The organism is Mycolicibacterium monacense (genome assembly GCF_010731575.1).
GTDB classification, from domain to species: domain Bacteria; phylum Actinomycetota; class Actinomycetes; order Mycobacteriales; family Mycobacteriaceae; genus Mycobacterium; species Mycobacterium monacense.
In genome coordinates this window covers 185,013-209,787 of sequence record NZ_AP022617.1, presented here as the reverse complement: position 1 = coordinate 209,787, position 24,775 = coordinate 185,013, and the positions used below count along the sequence as shown (strand labels likewise).

Genomic DNA, 24,775 nt, shown 5'->3' with positions numbered 1-24,775 from the left:
GGGCGGAGAATGACGCCATGACCAAACGCGTCGCTCTCGTGCTCGGAAGCGGCGGGGCGCGTGGGTATGCGCATGTCGGCGTCATCCACGAACTGCGGGACCGCGGTTATGAGGTCGTGGGCATCTCGGGCTCCTCGATGGGCGCACTGGTCGGCGGGTTGCAGGCCGCGGGCAAGCTCGACGAGTACGCCGAGTGGGCGAAGTCGCTGACTCAGCGCGCAGTCCTGCGCCTGCTGGATCCGTCACTCACCGCGCCGGGCGTACTGCGTGCGGAGAAGATCATCGACGCGGTCCGCGAGCTGCTCGGCGACGTGTGCATCGAGGACCTGCCGGTGCCGTATACGGCCGTCACGACGGACCTGATCGCCGGCCGGTCGGTGTGGCTGCAGCGCGGGCCGGTGGACGCGGCGATCCGCGCGTCGATCGCGATCCCCGGCGTCATCACACCCCATGTGCTCGACGGGCGGTTGCTCGCGGACGGTGGCATCCTCGATCCGTTGCCGATGGCGCCCGTCGCCGCGGTGAACGCCGACGTGACGATCGCGGTGAGCCTCGGTGGTAGCGAGTCCGGTGGCGGCGAACCCGACGACGACGCGGCACATTCGACGGCCGACTGGCTGAACCGCTTGCTGCGCAGCACTTCTGCGCTCCTGGACTCGAAGTCCGCGCGCGCGGTCCTCGACACCCCGGCGGTGCGGTCCATGATCAGCCGCTTCGGCACCACCCCCGAGGACGAGGACGGGGAGAGCACCGGCGAGCCCGAAACAGAAACCAGCGCCGACCAACTCGTCGACTCCGCCAAGGAGTTGGCGCTGCCGAGACTGGGCAGTTTCGCCGTGATGAACCGCACCATCGACATCGCCCAGGCGGCGCTGGCCCGCCACACCCTCGCGGCCTATCCGCCCGACCTGCTCATCGAGATTCCCCGATCAGCTTGTCGCAGTTTGGATTTCCACCGCGCAGCCGAGGTCATCGAGCTGGGCAGGCAGTTGGCCGTCGAGGCGCTCGACCAGTTCGAGCAGCCGCAGGCGGCCTCGCTGCTTCAGACCTGACCCGCCAGGAAGTCGGTGACGCCGGCGGCCACCCGGCGGCCCTGCGCCCGGCCGGCCTGCGCGGACGGTATCCGGCACGCCGGGTCGAGCGGGTTCGCGCCGAACGCGGCCAACGCCTCGTCGTCGGCGAAGACGCCCAAGGTGGGAACCGGGAAACCGTCCACCTCGGCGACCGCCCCGCTGCCGAACGGCGACGGCGAGGACCGGCCGGAGGGCACCAGCACCATCGCGGCCTCACAGTCCGCGGCGACGGCCAGGTTGACGGTGCTGCCCACACCGCCGTCCATGAAGCGCCGTGGGCCGATCGTCACCGGCGGCCACACCCCCGGGACCGCGCAACTGGCGGCCACGGCGTCGACCAGGCTCACACCCGCGGTCCGGTCGAAGGTGACCAGTTCGCCCGTGGCGGTGTCGATCGCCGTCACCCGCAGATCGCGGTCGGGCCAGTCGTGGCTGGGCAGCCGCTGTTCGATCACCGCGCGGCGCACGTGCTCGGCGACGGTCGGCGTCGACAGCGCGATCTCGCCGATGCGTTGCAGCTTCTGGGTGGTCGTCGCGTCCGGATCGGTCAGCGCGGCGAGGAAGACACCGGTGATCGTGTCGATGCTGACCCCGGGGTCGATCTCGGCCGACGCCGCCGCCAGCTGCCGGTCGTAGAGCGCGTCGATGCCCAGACCGCTGCCGATCTGCGCGGCCACCGTCGACCCGGCCGAGGTGCCCACCAGGACGTCGGCGGTCAGCAGTGCGCGGGCGGTGTCGGGCGCTTCGTCGGCGATGCCGCGCAGCACCCCGGTCTCCCACGCGATGCCCGCGATACCCCCACCGGCCAGCACCAGTGCTCGCTTCGTCACAGGCAGGCAGTGTGCCAGGTGTGAGTGCAGCCGGCCGCCCCGCATCGCCCTAACCTGTAGCGGTGTCCCGCGTGCTAAGTGTCAACGTCGCCCGACCCCGTCCGAACCCCGCCCGCGCGTCGAAGGTCACCGGGATCGACAAGGTGCCGACCGCCGATGCGGTGCACGTGCGGGCGCCCGGGCCGCTGCGCAAGGGGCTCGGCAGCGGTCTGACCGGCGACGTGATCGGCAACATGAAGCTGCACGGCGGCGACGATCAGGCGGTGTACGCCTACGCGCGCGAAGACCTCGACCGCTGGCAGACCACGCTGGGACGGTCGTTGGCCGACGGCAACTTCGGTGAGAACCTCACCACCTCCGGTGTCGAGGTGACCGGCGCGGTGATCGGCGAGCGGTGGCGGGTGGGCGCCGGCGGTCTGCTCCTCGAGGTCACCTCACCCCGGACGCCGTGCCGCACCTTCGCCGCGCACCTCGGCGTCCGGGGCTGGATCAAGACCTTCACCGAGGCGGCGGTTCCCGGCGCCTATCTGCGGGTCATCGAATCCGGACCGGTGCGGGCGGGCGACGGGATCGAGGTGGTCGACCGGCCCGACAGCGACGTCACCGTCGGACTGGTGTTCCGCGCCCTGTTCGGCGAACCGGATCTGCTGTCCCGGCTGCACGACGTCGAGGCCCTTCCCGACGAGATCAGAAAGCGCGCCGCCCGAGTCTGATTCAGCGCAGCCGCTGGGCCGCGCGGCCGCTGATCAACGGCAGGTCGAGGTAAGTGGCGATGCCCGGCGCGGCGGCGCAGACGGCGGGCACGGAGTTCACGCAGTGTGCCGCGGTCGCCACGATGCCGTTGTTGCTCTCCAGACCCGCCTCGACGCTGTCGGGCTGAAATCCCTTGACCGTCACCGTGAAATCCGGATTGCCGTGCACTTCCATCTCGTAGCGCTCCCCCGCCTCGCCGAACTCCCAGGCGGGGTCGAGGTTCTGCTCACCCATCAGCCAGTTGACGGTGACGCGGACGACGACCTCGCCGTCGACGGTCGCCTCCCAGTGGAACCGCCGCGCCGCCACCTGCCCGGGTTCGATGGCGCCGATCGGTGACTCGATCGGGGCGGTCGCGACGGCGATCTCCTGAGACGAGCGGATCACGGGGTCCGCCCGAAATCCCATCTTGTCGACGACCATCTTCACCGACTGGATGAACCCGCCGTCGAGCAGTTTCTGCATCGGCCCCGAGAGCGCCTTCTCCGGGGTGTCGCCGAAGCCCATCACGTAACGCACCACATCGGGGGCGTCGTAGGTGCGCAGATCGGAGAACTCCTCGGCGCGTACGAACGTCACGCCCGTGGACATGATCGACATGACGAGCGGGAACTTCTCGCTGATCCCCCCTGGTGCGATGCCCGTGCCGTGCAGGGTGACGCCGCCTTCCAGCGCGGCGGCGCGCAGGGGCGCGGCCTCCTTCTCACCGGGGTAGAACCAGCCGACGGGGGTGACGACGTTCTTGCCCGACCGCAAGAGGGCGGCGACCTCGTTCGGGTCGGGCAGCAGCGGCGAGTAGATCACCGCGTCGGCGTCCATGGCGAGGATGTCGTCGACGCTGTCGGTGGCGGTGACACCGAGGTGGTCGGTCCCGATCAGTTCCCCGACGTCCCTGCCCGCCTTGGCCTTCGAATGCACCCAGCAGCCGGCCAGTTCGAGCTCGGGGTGTTCGAGGACACCGTTGATCGCGGCGACGCCGACACCGCCGGTCGCCCACTGCACCACCCGTAACGCCACGACGCCTCCTTCACGGCTCACTAGAACACGTTCTATTGTGGTCTACACCACATCGGGCCGTAAGCGAAGGGAACGCCATGAGGGGAAACCGCGTGTTCGTCGTCGGAGTCGGGATGACGAAGTTCGAGAAGCCGGGCTCTCGTGAAGGCTGGGACTACCCGCAGATGGCGAAGGAGTCGGGGACCAACGCGCTGGCCGACGCCGGCATCGAGTACTCGGCGGTCGAGCACGGCTTCGTCGGGTACTGCTCGGGTGACTCGACCTCGGGTCAGCGCGCGCTCTACGAACTCGGCATGACCGGCATCCCGGTGGTCAACGTCAACAACAACTGCTCGACGGGTTCGACGGCGCTGTATCTGGCCGCCCAGACGATCCGCGGCGGGTTGGCCGACTGCACCATCGCGCTGGGCTTCGAGAAGATGCAGCCCGGATCGCTGAGCGGCGGGGCGAGCGACCGGGAGTCGCCGATGGGTCGCCACATCAAGGCGATGGCCGAGATCGACGAGTTCGCGATGCCGGTGGCGCCGTGGATGTTCGGCGCGGCCGGCCGAGAGCACATGCGCCGGCACGGTTCCACCGCCGAGCATTTTGCGAAGATCGGCTACAAGAACCACAAGCATTCGGTCAACAACCCCTACGCCCAGTTCCAGGAGGAGTACACCCTCGACGACATCCTCGGCTCCCGGATGATCTCCGACCCGCTGACCAAGCTGCAGTGCTCACCCACCTCCGACGGTTCGGGTGCGGCGATCCTGGCCAGTGAGGCGTTCGTCGACGAGCACGGGCTCGCCGACCGCGCCGTCGAGATCGTCGGCCAGGCGATGACCACCGACTTCGAGAGCACCTTCGACGGCACCGCCAAGAACCTGATCGGCTACGACATGAATGTCAAAGCGGCCCAACAGGTCTACGCGCAGTCCGGACTGGGTCCCGCCGACTTCCAGGTGATCGAGCTGCACGACTGCTTCTCGGCCAACGAACTGTTGCTGTACGAGGCGCTGGGCCTGTGCGGTGAGGGTGAGGCGCCGAAGCTGATCGACAACGACGACACCACCTACGGCGGACGGTGGGTGGTCAACCCGTCGGGCGGACTGATCTCCAAGGGCCACCCGCTGGGCGCGACGGGCCTGGCGCAGTGCGCCGAGCTGACGTGGCAGCTGCGGGGAACCGCCGACGCGCGTCAGGTCGACAACGTCAGCGCGGCGCTGCAGCACAACATCGGGTTGGGTGGCGCGGCGGTGGTCACCGCCTATCAGCGCGCCGACCGCTGAAACCGTCGTTGAACCATTCCGGTCGCCACGTCGTTTCCACCACAGATCTCTGGTACGCGGGAAGTTTTCCTATATCGCCCGGGGTTCTAGCGGACGACAATGGGGACAGAGGAACGGAGACGAGCCATGCGTACGAAGTGGGCTCTTGCGGCAAGCGCCGCGGTGTGCGGGGTCATCGCGGCACCGGCAGGTCTGGCGTCGGCGGACGATTCGGCACAGGACACCATCAACCGGTTGCAGCGTGAGGGCTACACGGTCAACATCGACCGCGTCGGTTCGGCGCCGCTGAGCGAGTGTGTGGTGACCAACGTCCGCAATCCGCGGACCGTCACGTCGTTCTCGCCGATCGACCGGATCGGTATCGACGACGACTACAACATCAACGCGTTCAATCCGATCGTCGTCGGCCGGTCGGTCTCGGTCACGCTGAACTGCACGGCCTGATACGCGCCGGAAGACCCGACCGGGACGGGACACCGGTCGGGTCGTTCCGGTCGTGCCCTACGCCGGTGCGGGCACGCGCTCCTCGGCACGCCGGGTGTCGGCGGCATGGTCGTCGACCATGGTGAGCTCGTCGAACGGATCGTCTCCGCGCAGCACCGCATCCACCCGGTCGCGGTCGAGGGTCTTGGTCCACGACCCGACCAGGATGGTGGCCACCGCGTTGCCCGAGAAGTTCGTCACCGCACGGGCTTCCGACATGAACCGATCGATCCCGACGATCAGGCCGACGCCGTCGAGCAGGTCGGGACGGTGGCTCTGCAGACCGGCGGCGAGCGTGGCGAGCCCCGCACCGGTCACCCCGGCAGCGCCCTTGGAGGCGACGATCATGAACACCAGCAGACCGATCTGCTCGGGCAGTGACAGCGGATCACCCAGCGCGCCTGCGATGAACAGCGATGCCATCGTCAGGTAGATCGCGGTGCCGTCGAGGTTGAACGAGTAGCCGGTCGGCACGACGACGCCGACGGTGCTCCGCTCGACCCCGAGGTGTTCCATCTTCGCGATCAGCCGCGGCAGCGCCGACTCCGAGGACGAGGTCGACACGATCAGCAGGTATTCGCGGGCCAGGTAGCGGACGAGCTTGAAGATCGAGACGCCTGCCACCGCCCGCATCAGGGCGCCGAGCACCCCGAAGACGAACACCGCGCAGGTGAGGTAGAAGCCGAGCATCAGTGTGAGCAGTTGTGTGACTGCGGCCCAACCGGTTTGGCCGACGACGTTGGCGATCGCGCCGAACGCCCCGATGGGCGCCAGCCACAGGATCATCACCAGGATCTTGAAGACCAGCTTCTGCAGGTGCTCGACGCCGCGCAGGATCGGCTCACCGGAGCGTCCCATCGCCTGCAGCGCGAAACCGACCAGCAGCGCGACGAACAGCGCCTGCAGCACACTGCCCGCGGTCAGCGCCGAGACCAGGGTGTCGGGGATGATGCCGTGTACGAAGTCCAGCAGTCCGCCGGACTCGTGGGCCTTCTCGGCCAGTTCGGCGCCCTTGCCCGCCGTGCTCTCCGACAGGTTCATCCCGGTGCCGGGGTGCAGGATGTTGCCGACCACCAGGCCGATCGCCAGCGCGAAGGTGGACATCACCAGGAAGTACACGAACGCCAGACCACCGACCTTGCCGACGGTGGCGGCCTTGGCGACCGAGCCGATGCCCAGCACGATCGTGCAGAAGATGACCGGTGCGATCATCATCTTGATCAGGTCGACGAACATGCTGCCGAGCACGCCGACGCTCTTGCCCACCTCGGGCGCCAGTATTCCGACCGCCACACCGGCCACCACGGCCACGATGACGGCGATGTAGAGCCAGTGGGTGCGGTCGCGCCGCTTGGCGGCGGGTGCCTCGGGCGGTGGGTCGAGGGTGACGCTCATGAATCCTCCAGGTCGACATCGGGTGCGGTCTGCAAGTAGGTTCGGCCAGGACGTGAGCCAGGTCACGTTTTAGTTCATTTCGTTCAACGGAGGTGCCGGTGCCCCGTCCCTGGTCCGAGTGGATAGGCCGCTCGCGGCCCCGCTCCCTCGCGGGGCAGGCCATCGCGCTGCAGATTCTCGTGATCGCGGTCATCGTGGTGGCCGGCAGCACGCTCGCGCTGATCGACGCGCGCCGCGACGGCGACGAGGCGGCGCGCCAGCAGGTCGTCGGTATCGCGACCGCGCTCGCGGATTCGCCGTCGACCGCTGCGGCCATCGAATCCGGAAGGGCGACAGAGCTTCTGCAACCGGTCACCGAAGCGGTCCGCACCCAGACCGGGATCGCGTTCATCACGATCATGGCGCCCGACGGGGTCCGGTTCACCCACACCGATCCCGGGCAGATCGGCGGCCGCTACCTCGGGACCACCGAACCCGCCCTACGCGGTGAGACGTTCAGCGAGGTCTACACCGGCACGCTGGGTCCCTCGATCCGCGCCGTCGCGCCGGTTCGGGACGGCGACCGCATCGTCGGCCTGGTGTCGGCGGGGATCACGCAACAGACGCTGGCGCAGCGGTGGCGCTCGCAGGTTCCCACGATCGCGGCGGTGACCCTTGCGGCAGTGGTCGTTTCGTCGATCGGCATGTGGCTGATCCGGCGGCGCCTGATGCGCCAGACCCACGGCCTGCGGCCCGACGAACTGCGCGTGATGTACGAACACCACGACGCGATCCTGCATTCGGTGTCCGAGGGTCTGGTGGTGCTCGACCACGACGGGGTGGCGCTGGTCAACGACGAGGCGCGCCGCCTGCTCGGATTGCCGCCCGGGCCGATCGACCGCGCGGCCCTGCCCCCGTTCCTGCAGACCTCCGATCCCGGGGTGCGCGACGAGGTGCACGTCACCGACGAACGGGTGCTGGTGGTGAACCGTTCGCGGGTCGCCGGCTCCGAGTCGGAGGTGGTGACGATCCGTGACCGCACCGAATTGCAGGGCGCGCTGGGCGAACTCAGCTCGCTGCAGGTCCTCACCGACTCGCTGCGGGCGCAGGCGCACGAGGCGGCGAACAAGCTGCACACCGTCATCACGATGGTGGAGATGGGCCGTCCCGAGGACGCGGTGCGCTTCGCGACGCACGAACTCGAATTGTCGCAGCGCCTCGTCGACCGACTGTCGGAGGCCGTCGCCGAACCCGCGCTGGTGGCACTGCTGCTGGGCAAGACCGCGCAGGCAGACGAACGGGGCATCGCGCTGACCGTCACCGAGGACACCCATCTGCCGTCGCACAGCGAAGCGCTGTCGGGCCAGGAGATGGTCACGGTGCTGGGCAATCTCGTCGACAACGCGATGGACGCCTGCGACCGCGACGACCCGTGGGTGGAGGTGACGGTCAACCAGGACGAGACCCGGTTGTTGATGCGGGTGGCCGACAGCGGCGCGGGGATGGATCCGGAGACGTTCGCGCGGGCGATGCAGCGCGGCTACTCGACGAAGCCGGGTGACGGGAAGGCACATCACGGGCTCGGACTGGCGCTCGTCGCGCAGGTGGCGGCCAGGCACGGCGGTACGGTCACCGCCGACGTCACCTACGGTTCGGTGGTGACCGTGACGGTGCCGCTGGGAGTCTCGTGAGCACTCGGCCGATCTCGGTGCTCATCGTCGAGGACGATCCGCTGATCGCCGAGGCCCACCAGACCTACCTGTCGCGCCTGACCGGTTTCGCCACCGCGGCGGTCGCGCACACCGCGCGCGACGCGATGCGGGCGGCGTCGGAGGCGGCGACCGGTGAGCACCCGATCGATCTGGTGTTGCTCGACCTCGGCCTGCCGGACGCCACCGGGATCTCGCTGGCCTCGGCGCTGTCGGGGCTGCGCCCGGCACCGGACATCATCGCGATCACCTCGGAGCGCGACCTGGAGATGGTGCGGGCGGCGGTATCGCACGGCGCGCTGGCGTACCTGCTCAAACCGTTCACCTTCGCGGCGTTCCGGGACCGGTTGGAGCGCTACCGGCGCTACCGCGACGCGCTGCCCGCGGGTATCGACGCGGCCAGCCAGACCGAGGTCGACCGGGCCCTCGCCGAACTCCGGGGTTCCGCCGACCGGGCCACGGCACCCAAGGGCACCGCACCGGGCACCAATGACGAGATCGCCAGGGCGGTGCGCGATTCCGCCGACGGGCTCACCGCGGACCAGGTCGCCTCACAGGTGGGCGTGTCCCGGGTGACGGCATGGCGCTACCTCGAGCGGCTTGCCGACGACGGCACCGTCACCCGCCTCACCGACTACGGCAGGGCGGGGCGGCCCAAGACGCGTTATCAGTGGCGTTAGACGGCGGGCGACAGTTCCCGCATGTCGGGCCGGACGATCGGATCGGTCGCCGCGAAATGCTTCCGGGGCGTGGCGAGTGACGTCATGGCGCCGGCGTGGTCGGCGACGTAGATCCGGCGGCCGTCCTCACGCACGGCCACGCACGCCGGGGATCCCTCACCGGTGATCTCGTCCACGACCTCACTGGTCATCGCGTCGAACACGGCCACCCGGTCGTAGTCCACGACGTAGGCACGCGAACCGTCGGGGCTGACGGTCAGCTGCGTGGGCGCGCCGCCGATGGCGACCGAGTCGATGACCACGTTGGCACCGAGGTCGATGACGTCGATGCTGCCGCCGTAGCGGCGGTCGGAGCGCAGCACGTAGGCCAGCCCGTCGCGCCCGAGGGCGAGATCGCGGATCGGCGACGGCAGCCGCAACCGGCGCACCACGCGAGCGGTCTCGATGTCGACGGTGAGCAGGGCGCTGCCCGCCAGACCCGTCGTGGCCACGTACAGCCGACGGCCCGCGGCGTCGACCCGGACGGCGTCCACGGTGGTCCCGGGCCGGTAGCCGATGCCGATGGTGCCGAAACGTTCCGCCGCCGTGTCGAGCACCGCGACGTCGACGTCCTGGTCACCGGTGCGGCCGATGTACACGCGCTTGCCGTCGGGGCTGATGGTCATCGCCGTGGCCGTGAAGGCGAGCGGGTAGCGCGCGATGACGGTGCCCACCCGCGTGTCGACCACGGTGACCGCATCGTCGTGCAGCGAGGACGTGGTGACGTAGGCGCGGTCCTCGGCGACGGCGACGAGGCCGGGGGTGCCGCCCACCGCCACCACCCTGGCCGAGCCGAGGGTGTCGGCGTCGAACACGGTGATCGAACGGTCCGCGGGGTTGGTCGTGACCACGAAACCGGATGCGCTGTCGACGGCGAGGTCGCCGACCGGTCCGCGCGGCAGTGCAGCCACGTCGAGCACCGCGACCTGCGGATCCTGTGCGGTCATAGCCGTAACCTTCGGGGCGGCTACGGGGGGTTTCCTACGCGTGAAAATATTTGCCATGAGTCTCGGCACCTCCGCCGGTATGGCGTGCACCGGCCGTTGTGTTCAGTCGTTCATCGCGCCGGGATGGCGCGGTCCGATCCGAGTCTAGCGACAGGGCAACCCGGCTTTTCCCGGCGTTTTCGTCCTAAGTCCACCCGCGCCGGAGAGACTCTCAGAGCATACTTAGGAAACTCTTCGTTACGCAGTCGTGACCTTTTTGTGGCGAATTGGCACACCTCGGTGGCCTGCATGTTAACGATTCCGGCAAAGCGGCCATGATCAAACATCGGAATGCCCGAAAGCGCGAGTTCTTACCTTTGCGCCGAAAAGTGAGCGGGAGATCACACCGGGACACGCCAGCAAATTCCCCGCCCCTGTCCGTTTCGGGGTCGCCGCCACCCCGGTCCGGCCATCGGATCCGACGGCATCGTGGGGCCGGCCACGGCTACTGGTGGCCGGATATTCGCTGGCGGCCCGTTTCGGGCTATCGCGCCGCCACACCCAGAGCCGCGGCGGTGGCCGGCCCGACGATGCCGTCGGCAAGCAGACCCGGGGTTCTGCGCTGGAACTCACGCACCGCCGCCTCGGTTTCCGGCCCGTACACACCGTCGATCTCGAGATGTCCGGCGTAGCGCCGGTAGGCGTACTTGAGCCGTCGCTGCGCCTCGGCGACGTGCGCGTCGGCGAAGCCGATCCGCGCCTGGATGTCGGCACGCAGGGTGTCCAGGTCGATCGCGCCGGGGTCCCACTTGCCCTGGACCCCGCCCGCGTACTCCCGGTGGCCGATCGTGCGGGCGGCGCCGAACCCGAGGCGCCGCATGATCGCCGCACAGCAGCGCACCAACGCGAGGTACTGGGCGTCGGGCCAGTTCGTGCGGTGGGGTGCGGTGGGGCCGGTCCCGGTGTTGGCGCATTCGATGCCGATGGTGTGCCGGTTCCCCGTGTTCGCCGGCAGCCACCGATACCGTCCGGCACCCGCATGCCAGGCGACCCCGGCGGCGACGACCGTCACCGTGCCGTCGCGGGCGATGTGCAGTTGCGACAGCGGCCCGGCCAGGTCCGGGCGGCCGTCGGCGATCGAGGCGGCGGTGGCGGTGTCCGATCCGGTGTGGTGCACCATCACCCCGCGGATGTCGTCGAAATCGCCGTGCCCGCGCTGCGTCCACCCCGGGTGCTCGACCACTGAAAGGCCCTCTGCGCGTACGACATCGGCGAGCCAAACCGGATCGCCGGACCGCAGGGCTACTTTCGGCACACGTCGGGCGAGTCGCCGCGGGCCGGTGCACCTGTGGGCACCGTGTAGGTGGCGACGACGTGGGCGTCGTGGGGGGCGGTGTTGGCGACCCGGTGTGCGAGGCCTGCCGGGATGAACACGGCCTGCCCCGCCCCGTAGGGGACGACGGCGCAGTCGGCGGCGGTCTGCAACTCGACCGTCCCGCCGGTGATCACCGAGTGCTCCGGGCCGGGATGGGTGTGCCAGCCACTGCTCGAGCCGGGGCGCATCTGCAGGTCCTGCACGAGCAGCGAGCTGCGCTCCCCCGGCGCCGTGGTGATGGACACCGGCTGGTCCGTCTCCCCCTTCGCGAGGTCCGTGCGCACCACGTCGCCTTCGGCCGGGGTGGCGGCGGCGGAGCCGGGTAGCACCGCCAAGCCGATCACCGCTGCGGGTACGACACCCCAGCCCCGATGTACGTCCATCGCTTCCCCCTTAGGCGGTCAGGCTCCGGGCAGTGCGGGCGCCGGCGGGACGGGCGCCGGTGGGACGGCCGGTGCCGGGAGCGCCGGAGGCACGGGTGCGGCGGGCGGGGGTGGCGGCGGAGCGACCCCCACCCCGAGCACCCGCAGCAGATCCGGCTTCATCGCCTGCAGCTGCGAACCCCAGTATCCCCAACTGTGGGTGCCCTTCGGGGGGAAGTTGAACACCGCGTTGTGCCCGCCGGCGGCCAGATACTTCTGCTGGAACTCCTTGTTCGTCGAGACCGTGATGTTCTCCAGGTATCCCGCGCTGAAGTTGCCGCCGAAGTCGCTGCCGGTGTCCAGATCCGAAGCCACCCCGCCACCGCAGTAGATCCACAGCGCGGTGCCGTTGGCGGCCAGTCGGCCGACGTTGACGGTCGGGTCGTTGCGCCGCCAGGCGACGTCGCTGGTGGGTCCCCACATGTTCTGCGGGTTGAAGCCGCCGGCATCCTTCATCGCGAAGCCGATCAGCGTGGGCCAGAGCCCGGCGGACGGGTTGAGATAGCCGGACAGGGAACTCGCGAAGATGAACTGGGTCGGGTACCAGGTCGCCAGGTTCAGCGCAGCACCGCCCGACATCGACAGCCCCACAACGGCATTGCCGCGCGGGTCCTGACCGCGGTTGGCCGCCAGCCAGCCCGGCAGTTCCTGGGTCAGGAAGGTCTCCCACTTGTAGGTCACCACACCGGCGCTGTTGGCGGCGGGCTGGTACCAGTCGGCGTAGAAGCTCGACTGTCCGCCGACCGGCATCACGACCGACACTCCGGATTCGTAGAACCACTCGAACGCCGCGGTGTTGATGTCCCAGCCGTTGGCGTCCTCCTGGGCGCGCAGCCCGTCGAGCAGGTACACCGAATGCGGTCCGCCACCCTGGAATTGGACGCGGATGTTGCGCCCCATCGCCGCCGACGGCACCTCGAGCGTCTCGATGGGCAGCCCGTCGCGGGAGTACGCGGTCGCGCTGGGCGCGATCGACGGCGACAGCGGCAGCAGTGCGGTGAGCAGCACCGCACCCAGTACCCATGTCCAACTCCACCCGCTGAATCGCTGCGCCACCGCGTCTCCGTCTCGTCTCGTGGAACTCGGCGACGCTAACAGCGGTCGGTCGGGGCGCCGCCGGCGAAGCGCGGGCCTTGACCCGCTTGTTATCAGACCTTGCGGAGACCGTGAGGTTCCGGTTCGACGGTCCCGGTGAGGCCGAGGTCGCCCAGCGCCTGGGTGACGACGTCGCGCAGCGCGTCCTTCGTGTTCTCACCGCCGGGACGCCAGGCCGCGACGGTGACGGTGACCAGGCCGCCCAGGCGGCTGGACCCGAGGAACAGCAGCCCGCCCGACCGGTCGAGGATCGTGGTGGTGATCTTGGGTTCGACGATGCGCGGCGCCATGAAGGCGGCGTCCGTGCCGTCCGGCCGGTTCACCGCGGGGTCGATGTCGCCGAGGTTCGAGCATCCGATCGGAGCGCCCCGCTCGACGATCATCGACTCCAGTCGGCGGACGAGCAGCCGCGGTGTGAGCGGGGTCAGCGGCAGCGGTGCGAGCAACTCGTTGGGCTTCTCCCGCAGGGCGGCGAATTCGCGTTTCATGGTGGCGCGCAGTTCGGTGAGGTCGGTGGTGACCCGCGTCGGGTCCGCCTTCATCCGCGCCTCGGTCAGGGCGTTGCCGCGGGTGTCGCCGGGCACGCGTTCGCTGACCGGGTAGGACAGCGTCACCAGACCGGCGTCGTCGGTGCGGCCGAGCAGCAGGCCCAGGCGCGCGGCGAAGCCGGCCAGCAGCGAGTTGCTGTTGCCGCCAAGCTCTTTCGCGCGTGCATCCCACTGGGCGGTGTCGACCAGCGTCACCACGCACGGCGCCACCACCGTGCGCGCCTCACCGGTGACCGGCTGGGCGCGCGCCGAGGACATCGACGACGCCAATTCGTCGCGTTGCGATCGGGCCACCCGCACGGTCGCCGCCACGGCCCGGCCCATGTCGGGGATCGCGCGCACCGCCTGGCGGGCGTCTTCGGCCATCGCCTGTCTGCGGGCGCGCGACGACGGCGGCGGATAGCCGAGATCGCGCCGCACCCCGTTCACCGCATCGGTCACCGCTTCGCAGATGGCCAACCCGTCACCGGTGGTGTGCGACACCACCAGGCTGACGGCCGCACCGCCGCCGATCAGCGGTTGGACCCCCAGATGCCACTGCGGTCCGAACTCCGGGTCGATGGGCATGGCGGCCCGCTCGTCGGCCCAGGTCCACACGTCGCGGCGCGGCAGGTCGGCGGCGGCGATGTCGAGGTCGACGGGTCCGGTGGACGCCACCCAGCGGTGCCGGCCGAACGGCAGCGGCGAACGTTCGACGAGGCGTCCCAACAGGCCGTGGCCCAGGTTGCAGTGGAACCGCCGGAGGCCGTCGATGTCGACGGCGCGGTCATAGATCCAGGTGAACTGGATCAGTGGCCCCCGGCCGAGCGCCCGCAGTCCGAGAAACGATGCCTGGTCGATGTAGGCGAGCGTGTTGTCCACCCACGTCACTCTAATCACGACGGCTCACCGTAAGTCGGACATCACCGATGAGTTGTCAATCAGGTTGTGTCGCTTGGCCTCAGACCGAGGCCGACCTCGCAGACCTCAGTCGTGATCCCCCAACCGCTCGGCCAGCGGTGCGAGGTCGGCCAGTTGTTCGCTCATCCGCTGCAGCGTCTCCGTGACCGGCGGAATGCCACGGTGTTCGTCGCGGGCCTTCTGCCACCCCAGCCGCCACATGCGCGCGGCCACCAAATCCCCGGTGTAGGGGCAGTCGATGGTGTGGGGGTACGCCGCTCGCCCCTCGCGATAGATGCGCACAAGTCGGTGACTCATGGGACGGACGTTAGCGCCATCCGGTGACATCACTTCTGCAGTTGCCGCCCGCGGATCGCCTCCAGTGCGAGATAGGTACCCGCCGCGGCGATTCCGCCGGCCAGCCACGACAGGTCGACGCCGCCCAGCGCGCTCGCGACCGGACCCTGCAGCAGCGGTGTCATGCCGTACATGAACATCCAGGTGAAGAGGATGCCGACACCCAGTGCCACCAGGGCGGTCGGCCGCACCGTCGGCAGCAGCCCCGCGCCGGGCGGCGCCAGGAGCGCCTCGGGGTCGACCTCGCGGCGCGCGATCACGAACCAGTGCACCAGAACCACCGCGGCCCACGGCGCCACCCAGCCGACGATGCCGACCAGCCAGCTGTCGATCATCAGCGCGAAGTCGCCGTTGAGCACGAAGAGCACGACCCCGACCATGGCGACGGCGCCGATGACCAGGTTGAGGATGCGGCGGTTGATGTGGATGTCGAGCGCCTGGGTCGACACCGTGCACGTGTAGATGTTGAGGATGTTGGTGGCCAGCGGTCCATGGACGACGAGCAGCAGGACCGGGATGGCCAGCGCGCCGTAGGCGTCGACGATGATCTCGCCCGGATCCGCGGACGAGCTGAGCGTCGCCAGCGTCGCCCCCAGGGCGCCCAGCCAGAGGACCGGGATGAACTGGCCCAGCGCACTGGCCACGAAGAGTTTGCGGGCGGGCACGGTGGTGGACACGAACCGCGAGTAGTCGCCGGCGTAGCCGAACCAGGTGATGCCCCAGCCGATTCCGATGGCGGTCATCACGGCCGACAGGGCGGCGATGTGCTCTCCGGTGGTCAGTGCCGCATCACCGGCGTAACCCCATTCGACGTCGAGGCCGAACCAGGCGACCGCCGTCATCGCGACCAGGATCGCCACGGTCGGCGGCACGGTCCAGCGTTCGAACGCCGCGATCACCCGGTAGCCGAACCAGGCGATCACCACCTGGATGACCATGATGACGGCACCCACCACGATCCGCGGACCGTGTGCGGTGCTGTCGGGATCGGCGATGCCGATGCGCCCGAGCAGCGCCATCACCAGGTCGAGCACGATCCAGGTGTTCACCGCGCACCACCCCATGCACACGACCGCCTGGACGGCGGCGGGCACGTAGGCGCCGCGGCGGCCGAAGATGGCCCGGGACAGCACCATTCCCGTGACCCCGGTGCGCTGGCCGATCACGACGAAGATGCCGAACAGCGACATCCCGATCAGGTTGCCGACCGCGAGCACGGCGATCGTCTCCCACAGACCCAGGCCCATCGTGACGCCGAGGGCGCCGAGGACCCAGTTGATCGGCGCGATGTTGGCCCCCGCCCAGATCCAGAACTGACCGCGTACGTCGGTCGTCCGTCCGGACTCCGGGATGACGGTGAGGTCGGATTCGAGGCGCTCGGTGACCTCGGGGGCCGGTTCACCGGTGGCGACAGCGGACATGGCGGTTCCTGTTCTCCGAAAGAGGTCAGCCGCGCCGTTGCGGTGTCCATCCTTGAGCGATGTGGTGACAATCCCCGATAGTTTTACATCGCACGTTCACTTTCTGCTCACCGTGACGCAGCGCGATGCCCGCCGTGGTGTTGCAATGGGCACATGCCGAAAACACTGAGGGGTGTGCTGGGGATCGTGTCCGCCGCGGTGCTGGCGGCGGTGGCGGCGCCGGTCGCTTCGGCCCAGCCCGAACCGACGGCCCCGGCGGACTTCGTCTCGCTCACCGACGTCGACCCGTCGATCCTGCTGGACGTCCGCTACATCACGCCGCACAACTTCACCGGTGATCCGGTCGACGGGTACCGGGCGCCGCTGTGCCTGCTCACCCGGCCGGCGGCCGAGGCGCTACGGCGCGCGCAGCAGGAGTTCGTCGAACAGGGCTACTCGCTGAAGGTCTACGACTGCTACCGGCCGCAGCGCGCCGTGAACGATTTCGTGGCGTGGGCGAAGAACCTGCCCGACCAGCGGATGAAGGCCGAGTTCTACCCCCGAGTGGACAAGACGCAGCTGTTCGCCGACGGGTACATCGCCGAGAACTCGGGGCACAGCCGCGGCAGCACCGTCGACCTCACGCTGGTCGCGTTGCCTGCCAAGGAGCAGCCGGCCTTCGTGCCGGGCCAGCCACTGGTCGACTGCGCCGCACCGGTCGCGGAACGCTTCGGCGACAACACCATCGACATGGGCACCGGTTACGACTGCTTCGACACCCTGGCGCACACGCTCGACCCGCGGATCCAGGGTGAGCAGCTCAAGAACCGGCTGCTGCTGAAGGACGGGCTCGAGAAGCAGGGGTTGGAGAACTACGAGAACGAGTGGTGGCACTTCACGTTCAAACCCGAGACGTACCCGGACACCTACTTCGACTTCCCCGTCGACCCGTCCTCGCTGACGGGTTAGGCCACCGGTAGGAGCACCGCGCGGGTCGACTGCCACAGCGACACCGGGATGAGCGTCGGCCGTGAGGTCGCGACCGCGCTGCCGAGGACCCTCGCGGTGGCGCGGCCCTTGCCGGTCGGGATCTCGACCCGCGACCCGGGTGGCCCATAGATGCCGGTGCACTCGGCACCGGCGCAGGCCCCGGTGTCGGCGTCGATCCGGTCGGCGAACATGTCGTTGATCCAGCCCGCCATCAGTTGTTGTGCGGCGGGCGGATTCTGGGGCTTCGGGAACCCGGCGACCACATAGGCGGACAGCTGGATGACGGGGTTGCCGCCCAGCATCGAGTCCATGTGCACGCCGCCGTCGAGTTCGACACCGTGGAACTTGCCGGCGCGGCCCGCGTTCAGCGCCTGGGTGATGTTGCTGGTGGAGTTGAAAAGGTTGGTCGGCGCGTGCAGCTCGAGGAACGGAATGTAGGTGCCGGTCGCGTCGAGCGCCGCCAGTGAGTTCTCCACGATGTCGTTGCGCGGCGGGACACCGTCGAGCGAGATGACACCGGCGAGGTGGTTGGATTCGCCACTGGCGGTGACGAATCGGGCGTAATGACCGGAGGCACCGGCGACCAGGCCGCCGCCGAGGGAGTGGCCGACCAGGACGAAGTCGCTGGGCAGGGTGGCGGTGGCGCCGTAGCGGGTGGCGTAGCCCGCGGCGGCCGCGCTCGCGTTGAGCGCCTCGCGGTCGCCGGTGAACAGTTCGGCGACGGCGCGGTACATCGGGTCGCCCCCGAGCCAGAAGTCGTCGGCCCGAAACGGGTTCGAGGTCAGAGTCGGCGCGACGACCACACTGTTGGTGCGCTCGGCCAGGTAGGCGGCGGTGTGACTGTACATCGTGCCGTTGGCGAGGAAACCGTGCTGCAGGTAGATGATCCGCGTGGGCGGTTCGTCCGTGTCGGGGAAGTACCAGTCGGCGCTCACGCGGCGGCCGTCGGCGATCTCCAGAGTCGACGTGCGGACGGTGACGGTGCTGCCGGGCGGGAGTTGCGGTGGGCCGGTGATGAACTTCGTGACGGCGCCGAGGATGTCGAACACGACCGACCCGAACGCCTTGACCACCGGGGGAAGCTGCTGCACGAACCCGAACGGTGAGGGCAGCGGCGTCGGCAGCGCGGGGACCGACAGTGCCGGAGCCACGAAATCGCTTGTCGTGATGTCTTTTTCGTCGCCCTGCCGGCTCATCATCGCGGCGGTGGTGGTGAAGCCCGCTTCGGGGGCGGCGTCGTCCACGGGCGCAGGTTCGGTGACCGTCACCGGAACCTCCACGTCGGTGGCGGCCTCTTCTTTCTTGGCGTCGGTGGCTTCGTCGCCGGTGGCGTCGGTGGGCTCTCCCCCGGTGTCGCCGGCGGCGCCCGGGGTGGGCACCGTGACGTCCTCGAGCTGTTCCTCGAGCTGCTCGTCGACGGCCTCGTCGACCGGCTCCTCGGTGGGATCGTTCTCGACAGGGTCTTCGCCGAGTTCCTCCTCGACCTCCCCGACCTCCTCGACCTCGTCGCCGAGTTCCTCCTCGAGACCTTCGTCGAGGTCCTCGTCCTCGGGACCGGGCTCGGGTTCCGGTTCGGCGTCCTGAGGAGTCGTGTCGTCGGCGGGGGCGTCCGCCGCGGGTCCAGGATCCGCCGGTTCGGAGTTGGAGGCCGCCGGAGACGGGCCGGAGCCGTCGGATTCGGTCTCGGCCGCGGCCGCCCCGGCGCCGGCGAGTGCGGCCGCCGAAACACCGGCGGCCACCGCACCGATCCCGAGCCACATCGGAATGCGTTCCATCGTCGAACCCCCGTCTCGCGGCTGTCGCCGAGACGGATCGTGGCACAGTTCGGCGTCGTCAGAGGGCGGTTTCGCCGGGTGCCCCGTCGCGTTCGGCCTCGCAGCAGTTCGCGGCGTCGCGCGGTGGCGCGGCGCAGCAGGCCTCCCCGCGCCAGGCTTCGCGTCCCTCCTTGACCGCGATGGCGGCGATCACCAGCGCGGCCACCGAATCGGCCCAGGACCACCCGAAGGCGCTGTTGAGCACCAGCCCCGCCAGCAGCACCGCCGAGAGATAGGTGCACAGCAAAGTCTGCTTCGAGTCGGCCACCGCCGACAGCGACCCCAACTCGCGGCCGGCCCGGCGCTGCGCCCAGGACAGCACCGGCATGACCGCAAGGCTCACGGCCGCCAGCACGATGCCGACCGTCGAGTGCCGGGCCTCACCGATACCGAACAGTGAGCGGACGGCGTCGACCGTCACGAACGCCGCGAGCGCGAAGAAAGAGAACGCGATGACGCGCAGCGCGACCTTCTCCCGCGCTTCGGGATCGCGGCCGGCGAACTGCCAGGCCACCGCCGCAGCCGAGGACACCTCGATGACCGAGTCCAGGCCGAAGCCGATCAGCGCCGAGGACGACACCCGCGAGCCTTCGGCGAGCGCGACGATCGCCTCGACGATGTTGTAGGAGATGGTGGCCGTGACGAACCACCGGATGCGTCGCGAAAGTGTCTCGCGCCGGTGTGCGGTCAGGGCTCGATCGGCGGCCATCAGCAGCACCTGCATCCGTCGCCGTCGTCACCGGTGCAACAGCAGTTCGGGTCGACCGCCAGCACCAGCCCCATCAGATCGTCGAGCGCCGCGCCGATCCGCGGGTCGGCCAGTTCGTAGCGGCTGCGCCGGCCCTCCGGTACCGCCACCACCAGGCCGCAGCCGCGCAGACAGGCCAGATGGTTGGACAGTATCTGCCGGCTGACCCCGAGTTGTTCGGCCAGGTCGGAGGGGTATCCGGAGGCCCGGCTCAGCCGCAGCAGGATTCGCGCGCGGGTGATGTCCGACAGCGCGTGGCCGAACCGCGCGAGGGCATCGGTGTGGGTCAGCGTCAGCACCGTCCGACAGTACATCAGAATCTGTACTGTCGTCCACGATCGGTCGGCGGGGCGCGACAGCCTTTGGTAACAATTCGATAACGTTGCCGTGACGCAATGAAGTCCCCTGCGCAAGGGTCTCGACGCTGGTCAAGAGCGGATCAGGCATCAGCCACCCGTGGATCGACCCGAGGACCTCGCTTGATTTGGCTTCGTTAGCTGTCTTAACGTCGCGTCACCGATGACGCGTAACTGACGAAACTCGATGACTAGTTCGGTGGTGACTTCGACCAACACCCATGCATGCCTTGAACACCGATCCCCGCGCCACAACCTGGACGACGGGGTCAGATGACACTGTCAGACAACGAAATTCGTGGCTTCGATATCTTCGCCGCCCCACCAAGTCCGATGCGATCGCCATGCACCGCCTGGTTTCCGAGACCGGGGTACTCGACGTCAACTCCACCTACGCCTACGTCCTACTGGCGACGGACTTCGCCGACACGTCGATCGTTGCCGACCGTGGTGACGATCTGTGCGGCCTGATCACCGCGTACCACCCGCCGACCCGGCCCGAGGTGCTGTTCGTCTGGCAGGTCGCAGTCACCTCCGCCGCCCGCGGCACCGGACTGGCCGGGACGATGCTCGACGCCCTGGTGCACAGGGTGAGAAAAGACCGGCACGGGCACCCGATCACGGTAGAGACCACGGTGGCGCCTTCGAACGCCCCCTCACGTGCGCTTTTCGGTGCATTCGCCCGGCGTCACCGCGTCCCCATCGCCGAGCAGCCGCACTTCTCCGCAGCGCACCTCGACGCTGACGAGGCCCACGACGACGAGCCGCTACTCCGTATCGGCCCCCTCACCACAACCCTCGCCGATTGACACCTCTTCTGGAAAGGAACCATGTCAACCCTTGCGGACACGACTGCCGTCGCAGTATCCGACCTACCCGAGGTGTACTCCGCGGTCGAATCCGAGGTACGTAGCTACTGCCGGGGGTGGCCCACCGTCATGGCCAACGCCTCAGGCTCGTGGGTGACCGACACATCGGGCCGCCGGTATCTCGACTTCTTCGCCGGCGCAGGCGCATTGAACTATGGACACAACAACCCAGCTCTCAAGAAACCGCTCGTCGAGTATCTGACCGGTGACATGATCGTGCACTCGCTCGACATGGCGACGACCGCGAAAAGTGATTTCCTGCAGGCATTTCAGGAGCTGATCCTCGAACCGCGCGGTCTCGATTACAAGGTGCAATTCCCCGGCCCCACCGGCGCGAACTCGGTGGAGGCGGCGCTCAAGCTCGCCAGAAAAGTGACCGGTCGCGAAGCGATCATCAACTTCACCAACGCCTTTCACGGGATGACGCTGGGAGCACTGTCGGTGACCGGCAACTCGATGAAACGTGCCGGCGCGGGCATCCCACTGGTGCACACCACGCCGATGCCCTACGACAACTACTTCGGCGGTGTCACCGAGGACTTCCACTGGTTCGAGCGTGTACTCGACGACTCCGGAAGCGGGTTCAACCGCCCGGCTGCGGTGATCGTGGAAACCGTGCAGGGTGAAGGCGGGTTGAACGTCGCACGGGCGGAATGGCTTCGGGCGCTCGCGGAGTTGTGCCGGCGGCGGGAGATCCTGCTGATCGTCGACGACGTGCAGATGGGGTGCGGGCGCACCGGTGCCTTCTTCAGCTTCGAGGAGGCCGGCATCGTCCCGGACATCGTCACGCTGTCGAAATCCATCAGTGGCTACGGCCTCCCGATGGCACTGACGCTGTTCCGCAGAGACCTCGACGTGTGGGCCCCCGGTGAGCACAACGGAACCTTCCGCGGCCACAACCCCGCCTTTGTCACCGCCACCGCCGCGTTGAAGACCTACTGGCGAGACGGCGAGTTCGCGGAGCAGACGTCGGCCAAGGGGGCCATGGTCCGTGATCGGCTGGAAGCCATCGCCTCCGAGTACGAGGGGGTCAGCGCTCGGGGACGCGGGATGGCGCAGGGCCTGAAGTTCACCGACGCGCCCGTGGCGGCCACGGTGTGCCGCAAGGCGTTCGAGCGGGGCGTTCTCATGGAGACCAGCGGCCCCTCGGACGAAGTGGTCAAACTGCTTCCGCCGCTGACCACGTCGACAGCCGACCTCGAGGCGGGGATCTCCGTCCTGGCTGAGTCCGTCGCGGCCGCACTGTCGTGACCCACATGCACCGAGAGGAAGGATTCACCCGATGATCGTGCGTACCACGCAGGCCATCACCGGTACGGAGCGCGATGTCGCGGCCAAGGACTGGAGATCCAAGCGGATCGTTCTCGCCGACGACGGCGTCGGCTTCTCGTTCCACGAGACCACCATCAACGCGAACTCGGTCAGCGAGTTCCACTACCGCCACCACGTCGAGGCGGTCTGGGTCGTCGAGGGTTCCGGCACGCTGACCGATCACGAGACCGGAGAAGAGTTCCCGCTCCTGCCGGGCACCATGTACCTGCTCGACGGTCACGAGCGCCACCGTGTCACCTGTCACGAACAGCTCCGCATGCTGTGCGTGTTCAACCCGCCGGTCACGGGTCAGGAGGTCCACGACGAGTCCGGTGCCTATCCGGCGCCGGTGGCGAGTTGATGGCGGTCGACACGGCGCACCGGGTGCGCGACCACTACCCCACCAGACTCGACCAGCCTACTGAGCCCATCACGCGCGCCGAACCGACCGTGTGGGGTCGAGAGCCCGACGGTCCGCTCACCGGAGCTGACCTACGGACGATGGCCGGTGCCGGCTACCTCGTGCGGCCCGACACGCTGGACCCCATCTGGTTAGCGCCACTGCAGGATGAGCTGGCCCGGATCAGCACCGTGGCCGACGCGGGTGACCCGCGCATCATCCGGGAGCGCACCGGAGGCATCCGGTCGGTGTTCCAGCCGCATCTGTTCAGCGAGGTCATCGCCGAGGTCATCTCGCTCGACACCGTCCTCCCCGTGGCGCGCCAGATCCTGGGCAGCGACGTCTACATCCATCAGGCGCGAATCAACGTGATGCCGGGGTTCACCGGTGGCGGCTTCTATTGGCACTCGGATTTCGAGACGTGGCATGCGGAGGACGGCATGCCGGCGATGCGCGCGGTCTCGTGTTCCATCGCGCTGACCGAGAACTTCCCGTACAACGGGTCGCTCATGGTCATGCCGGGTTCACATGAGGTGTTCTACCCGTGCGTCGGCGCGACGCCCGCCAACAACCACGAATCCTCACTGATCCGTCAGGAGGCGGGCGTGCCGGACCGCAACACGTTGACCGCCGCGGCCGAGCGATTCGGGATCGACCAGGTGACGGGTCCCGCGGGCACCGCGCTGTGGTTCGACTCGAACCTGATGCACGGGTCGGGTTCGAACATCACCCCGTTTCCGCGGTCGAACATCTTCCTGGTGTTCAACTCGGTGGAGAACCGGTTGTCGGAGCCGTTCGCGGCGTCGAGGCCTCGCCCGGAGTACCTCGCCGCCCGGGATATGCGGCGAGTCGGTAACTGACTGTCCCGAGTTCGACCCGGCCCGGTTCTGGGTATGCGGTCCCAAACGTGAGGTCGACGGGAGGCGCGCGATGGTGGTGCTGGGTGTGTTGTTGCTGATCTTGGCCGCCGTGGCCGTGGTGGTCGGGCTGGTGTTCTACGGCAACGGCATGGGAACGGTGCCCGACGAGCCCATGCGCGATACCGGCGCCACGCGACGTGGTGTGTCACGCATCGCCTGGTCGGAACTCTTCGGGACGATGAAGACCTCGGTCAAGGGGGCCACCAGAAGTGACGACCGGCGCCAACGGGCGGCCTCGATGGGCGCGTTCCTGGTGATGGTCGGACTGATCCTGGTGGTGCTCGCGGTCGTGTCGTTCCTCACCGCCATGCTCTGAGGCGCGGCCGAACCCGATCAGCCCGCCGGCGGAGTCGGGCTCTCCGGGCTGGTGGGCACGGTGGTCGTCGTCGGCGGCGTGGTCTCGGAGACCGTGGTGGTTGCCGTGGTGGTCGGGCTGGGGCCGGTGGTCGGCGGCGTCGTCGTCTCGGTGACGGTGGCGGGCGGGACGGGCGCCACCGTGGTGGTGACCGTCGACGTGGAGGTCGACGTCGACACGGACGTCTCGGCGCTGGCCGGGCTGATCACACCGCAGGCGATGCGGGTGTCGACCCCTTCGGTCGCACCCGGCATGTCGGCGCCCTGGTGCAGGAGGATCGACGATCCGTCGGGACCCTTCAGTTGGTCCTCGGTGAACGCGTCGGTGGTTACGACGAGCTTGCCGGCTCCGTCGGAACGGACCAGCAGGGGCGGCAGATCGCCGCTGGCCGGCATACCGGTGTTCCCCTCGGCCTGGAAGTGCTCTCCGGACGAGGCGAAGTCGCCCGTCGGTCCGCCGTTGGGGGCGGGCGAGTTCGGCTCACAGCGGCCGAATTCGTGGATGTGCAACCCGTGGAAGCCCGGAGAGAGGGTGCCGTCGCCGACGGTTTCGACGGTCACGGTGGCGTATCCGCCGGTGAAGTCGATTGTGGCATCGGCGACCGCCTTCCCGTCGACGGTCTTGAGTTGTGTCGTCATGACCTGCGGACTGGCTGCTCCGGATGTCGTTGAGGTGGCTTCGCTATCCCCGGATTCGTTGGAACAGCCGCTCAGGACGGCGGCGGGCGCGGCGAGCAAAGCGATGGCGACGGTGACATGCTTGTTCATGCAGGCCTCGTACC

General features: G+C 68.8%; 26 protein-coding genes. 12 read left to right on the top strand and 14 right to left on the bottom strand.

The features are described 5' to 3' along the window. Window positions 1-17 precede the first annotated feature (17 nt). A complete protein-coding gene (locus G6N49_RS01005) occupies window positions 18-1,052 on the top strand; it encodes a patatin-like phospholipase family protein (RefSeq protein WP_011561548.1) in 1,035 nt (344 codons plus the stop codon). Here G6N49_RS01005 and G6N49_RS01000 read toward each other — a convergent pair. After that, window positions 1,043-1,948, bottom strand: a complete 906-nt coding sequence (locus tag G6N49_RS01000) for a patatin-like phospholipase family protein (RefSeq protein ID WP_011856714.1) — start codon at window positions 1,946-1,948, stop codon at window positions 1,043-1,045. The genes G6N49_RS01005 and G6N49_RS01000 overlap by 10 nt on opposite strands. A gap of 26 nt (window positions 1,949-1,974) precedes the next feature. On the opposite strand from G6N49_RS01000, the gene G6N49_RS00995 reads away from it, so the two are divergent. Further along, window positions 1,975-2,616: an MOSC domain-containing protein gene (locus G6N49_RS00995; RefSeq protein WP_011856715.1), complete on the top strand. Its 642-nt coding sequence runs from the start codon at window positions 1,975-1,977 to the stop codon at window positions 2,614-2,616. Between the two features lies 1 nt (window position 2,617). On the opposite strand, the gene G6N49_RS00990 is transcribed toward G6N49_RS00995, so the two are convergent. Beyond that, window positions 2,618-3,673, bottom strand: a complete 1,056-nt coding sequence (locus G6N49_RS00990; RefSeq protein ID WP_011561551.1) for an NAD(P)H-dependent amine dehydrogenase family protein — start codon at window positions 3,671-3,673, stop codon at window positions 2,618-2,620. Window positions 3,674-3,750: 77 nt separating this feature from the next. Between G6N49_RS00990 and G6N49_RS00985 the strand changes: the two genes are divergently transcribed. Continuing rightward, window positions 3,751-4,944: a lipid-transfer protein gene (locus tag G6N49_RS00985; protein WP_011856716.1), complete on the top strand. Its 1,194-nt coding sequence runs from the start codon at window positions 3,751-3,753 to the stop codon at window positions 4,942-4,944. 126 nt (window positions 4,945-5,070) lie between these two features. Continuing rightward, entirely contained in the window at window positions 5,071-5,388 is a 318-nt protein-coding gene (locus tag G6N49_RS00980) for a hypothetical protein (protein WP_011561553.1), read from the top strand. 57 nt (window positions 5,389-5,445) lie between these two features. Here the strand turns inward: G6N49_RS00980 and G6N49_RS00975 are convergent, their stop codons facing one another. Further along, entirely contained in the window at window positions 5,446-6,822 is a 1,377-nt protein-coding gene (locus G6N49_RS00975) for a C4-dicarboxylate transporter DctA (protein WP_011856717.1), read from the bottom strand. 92 nt (window positions 6,823-6,914) lie between these two features. On the opposite strand from G6N49_RS00975, the gene G6N49_RS00970 reads away from it, so the two are divergent. Then, window positions 6,915-8,492 (top strand): sensor histidine kinase, encoded by a 1,578-nt coding sequence (locus tag G6N49_RS00970; RefSeq protein WP_011856718.1) that lies wholly within the window; start codon window positions 6,915-6,917, stop codon window positions 8,490-8,492. Then, on the top strand, window positions 8,489-9,190 hold the full coding sequence (locus G6N49_RS00965) for a response regulator (protein WP_011561556.1): 702 nt from the start codon (window positions 8,489-8,491) through the stop codon (window positions 9,188-9,190). Before G6N49_RS00970 ends, G6N49_RS00965 begins: the two co-directional genes overlap by 4 nt. Here the strand turns inward: G6N49_RS00965 and G6N49_RS00960 are convergent. The 7 genes from G6N49_RS00960 to G6N49_RS00930 form a co-directional block, all read right to left on the bottom strand. Further along, window positions 9,187-10,176, bottom strand: a complete 990-nt coding sequence (locus G6N49_RS00960; RefSeq protein ID WP_225892072.1) for an MmpL3/TtfA transport complex stabilizer — start codon at window positions 10,174-10,176, stop codon at window positions 9,187-9,189. The genes G6N49_RS00965 and G6N49_RS00960 overlap by 4 nt on opposite strands. Before the next feature lie 523 nt (window positions 10,177-10,699). Further along, on the bottom strand, window positions 10,700-11,470 hold the full coding sequence (locus G6N49_RS00955) for a peptidoglycan recognition protein family protein (protein WP_170314011.1): 771 nt from the start codon (window positions 11,468-11,470) through the stop codon (window positions 10,700-10,702). Next, complete coding sequence (locus tag G6N49_RS00950) at window positions 11,458-11,913, bottom strand: cupin domain-containing protein (RefSeq protein WP_011561559.1); 456 nt, start codon at window positions 11,911-11,913, stop codon at window positions 11,458-11,460. The genes G6N49_RS00955 and G6N49_RS00950 overlap by 13 nt, the downstream gene beginning before the upstream one ends. Before the next feature lie 18 nt (window positions 11,914-11,931). Beyond that, window positions 11,932-13,008 carry an esterase family protein gene (locus G6N49_RS00945; protein ID WP_011856719.1) on the bottom strand — a complete coding sequence of 359 codons (1,077 nt, stop codon included), beginning with the start codon at window positions 13,006-13,008 and terminating at the stop codon, window positions 11,932-11,934. 92 nt (window positions 13,009-13,100) lie between these two features. Continuing rightward, window positions 13,101-14,456 carry a hypothetical protein gene (locus G6N49_RS00940; RefSeq protein WP_234786916.1) on the bottom strand — a complete coding sequence of 452 codons (1,356 nt, stop codon included), beginning with the start codon at window positions 14,454-14,456 and terminating at the stop codon, window positions 13,101-13,103. A 105-nt stretch (window positions 14,457-14,561) separates the two neighbouring features. Further along, entirely contained in the window at window positions 14,562-14,792 is a 231-nt protein-coding gene (locus G6N49_RS00935; RefSeq protein WP_221222668.1) for a ribosome modulation factor, read from the bottom strand. A gap of 29 nt (window positions 14,793-14,821) precedes the next feature. Next, window positions 14,822-16,252, bottom strand: coding sequence for a cytosine permease (locus G6N49_RS00930; protein ID WP_011561563.1), 1,431 nt, complete (start codon window positions 16,250-16,252; stop codon window positions 14,822-14,824). A gap of 153 nt (window positions 16,253-16,405) precedes the next feature. On the opposite strand from G6N49_RS00930, the gene G6N49_RS00925 reads away from it, so the two are divergent. After that, window positions 16,406-17,200, top strand: a complete 795-nt coding sequence (locus G6N49_RS00925; protein ID WP_082947976.1) for a M15 family metallopeptidase — start codon at window positions 16,406-16,408, stop codon at window positions 17,198-17,200. Here G6N49_RS00925 and G6N49_RS00920 read toward each other — a convergent pair. From G6N49_RS00920 to G6N49_RS00910, 3 genes are read right to left on the bottom strand one after another with little or no spacing between them, the layout of a single operon-like run. Next, window positions 17,197-18,996, bottom strand: coding sequence for an alpha/beta hydrolase family protein (locus tag G6N49_RS00920; RefSeq protein WP_083045459.1), 1,800 nt, complete (start codon window positions 18,994-18,996; stop codon window positions 17,197-17,199). The two genes, G6N49_RS00925 and G6N49_RS00920, sit on opposite strands and share 4 nt — an antisense overlap. A 58-nt stretch (window positions 18,997-19,054) precedes the next feature. After that, window positions 19,055-19,744, bottom strand: a complete 690-nt coding sequence (locus tag G6N49_RS00915) for a cation efflux transmembrane domain-containing protein (protein WP_064916315.1) — start codon at window positions 19,742-19,744, stop codon at window positions 19,055-19,057. Beyond that, entirely contained in the window at window positions 19,744-20,097 is a 354-nt protein-coding gene (locus G6N49_RS00910; RefSeq protein ID WP_011561567.1) for an ArsR/SmtB family transcription factor, read from the bottom strand. Before G6N49_RS00910 ends, G6N49_RS00915 begins: the two co-directional genes overlap by 1 nt. A gap of 263 nt (window positions 20,098-20,360) precedes the next feature. On the opposite strand from G6N49_RS00910, the gene ectA reads away from it, so the two are divergent. From ectA to G6N49_RS00885, 5 genes are all read left to right on the top strand, one after another. Beyond that, window positions 20,361-20,948 carry a diaminobutyrate acetyltransferase gene (gene ectA / locus G6N49_RS00905; RefSeq protein ID WP_011856729.1) on the top strand — a complete coding sequence of 196 codons (588 nt, stop codon included), beginning with the start codon at window positions 20,361-20,363 and terminating at the stop codon, window positions 20,946-20,948. A gap of 21 nt (window positions 20,949-20,969) precedes the next feature. Then, the gene (gene ectB / locus G6N49_RS00900) at window positions 20,970-22,259 is read left to right on the top strand and encodes a diaminobutyrate--2-oxoglutarate transaminase (RefSeq protein ID WP_011561569.1); all 1,290 of its coding nucleotides are present in this window, start codon (window positions 20,970-20,972) and stop codon (window positions 22,257-22,259) included. A 31-nt stretch (window positions 22,260-22,290) separates the two neighbouring features. Continuing rightward, window positions 22,291-22,680: an ectoine synthase gene (locus G6N49_RS00895; protein ID WP_011561570.1), complete on the top strand. Its 390-nt coding sequence runs from the start codon at window positions 22,291-22,293 to the stop codon at window positions 22,678-22,680. Continuing rightward, window positions 22,680-23,579, top strand: coding sequence for an ectoine hydroxylase (gene thpD / locus G6N49_RS00890; RefSeq protein ID WP_083045458.1), 900 nt, complete (start codon window positions 22,680-22,682; stop codon window positions 23,577-23,579). Before G6N49_RS00895 ends, thpD begins: the two co-directional genes overlap by 1 nt. A 70-nt stretch (window positions 23,580-23,649) precedes the next feature. After that, window positions 23,650-23,955 carry a hypothetical protein gene (locus tag G6N49_RS00885; protein ID WP_011561572.1) on the top strand — a complete coding sequence of 102 codons (306 nt, stop codon included), beginning with the start codon at window positions 23,650-23,652 and terminating at the stop codon, window positions 23,953-23,955. Window positions 23,956-23,972: 17 nt separating this feature from the next. Here G6N49_RS00885 and G6N49_RS00880 read toward each other — a convergent pair whose 3' ends face one another. Next, a complete protein-coding gene (locus tag G6N49_RS00880; RefSeq protein WP_179967715.1) occupies window positions 23,973-24,761 on the bottom strand; it encodes a superoxide dismutase family protein in 789 nt (262 codons plus the stop codon). Window positions 24,762-24,775 lie beyond the last annotated feature (14 nt).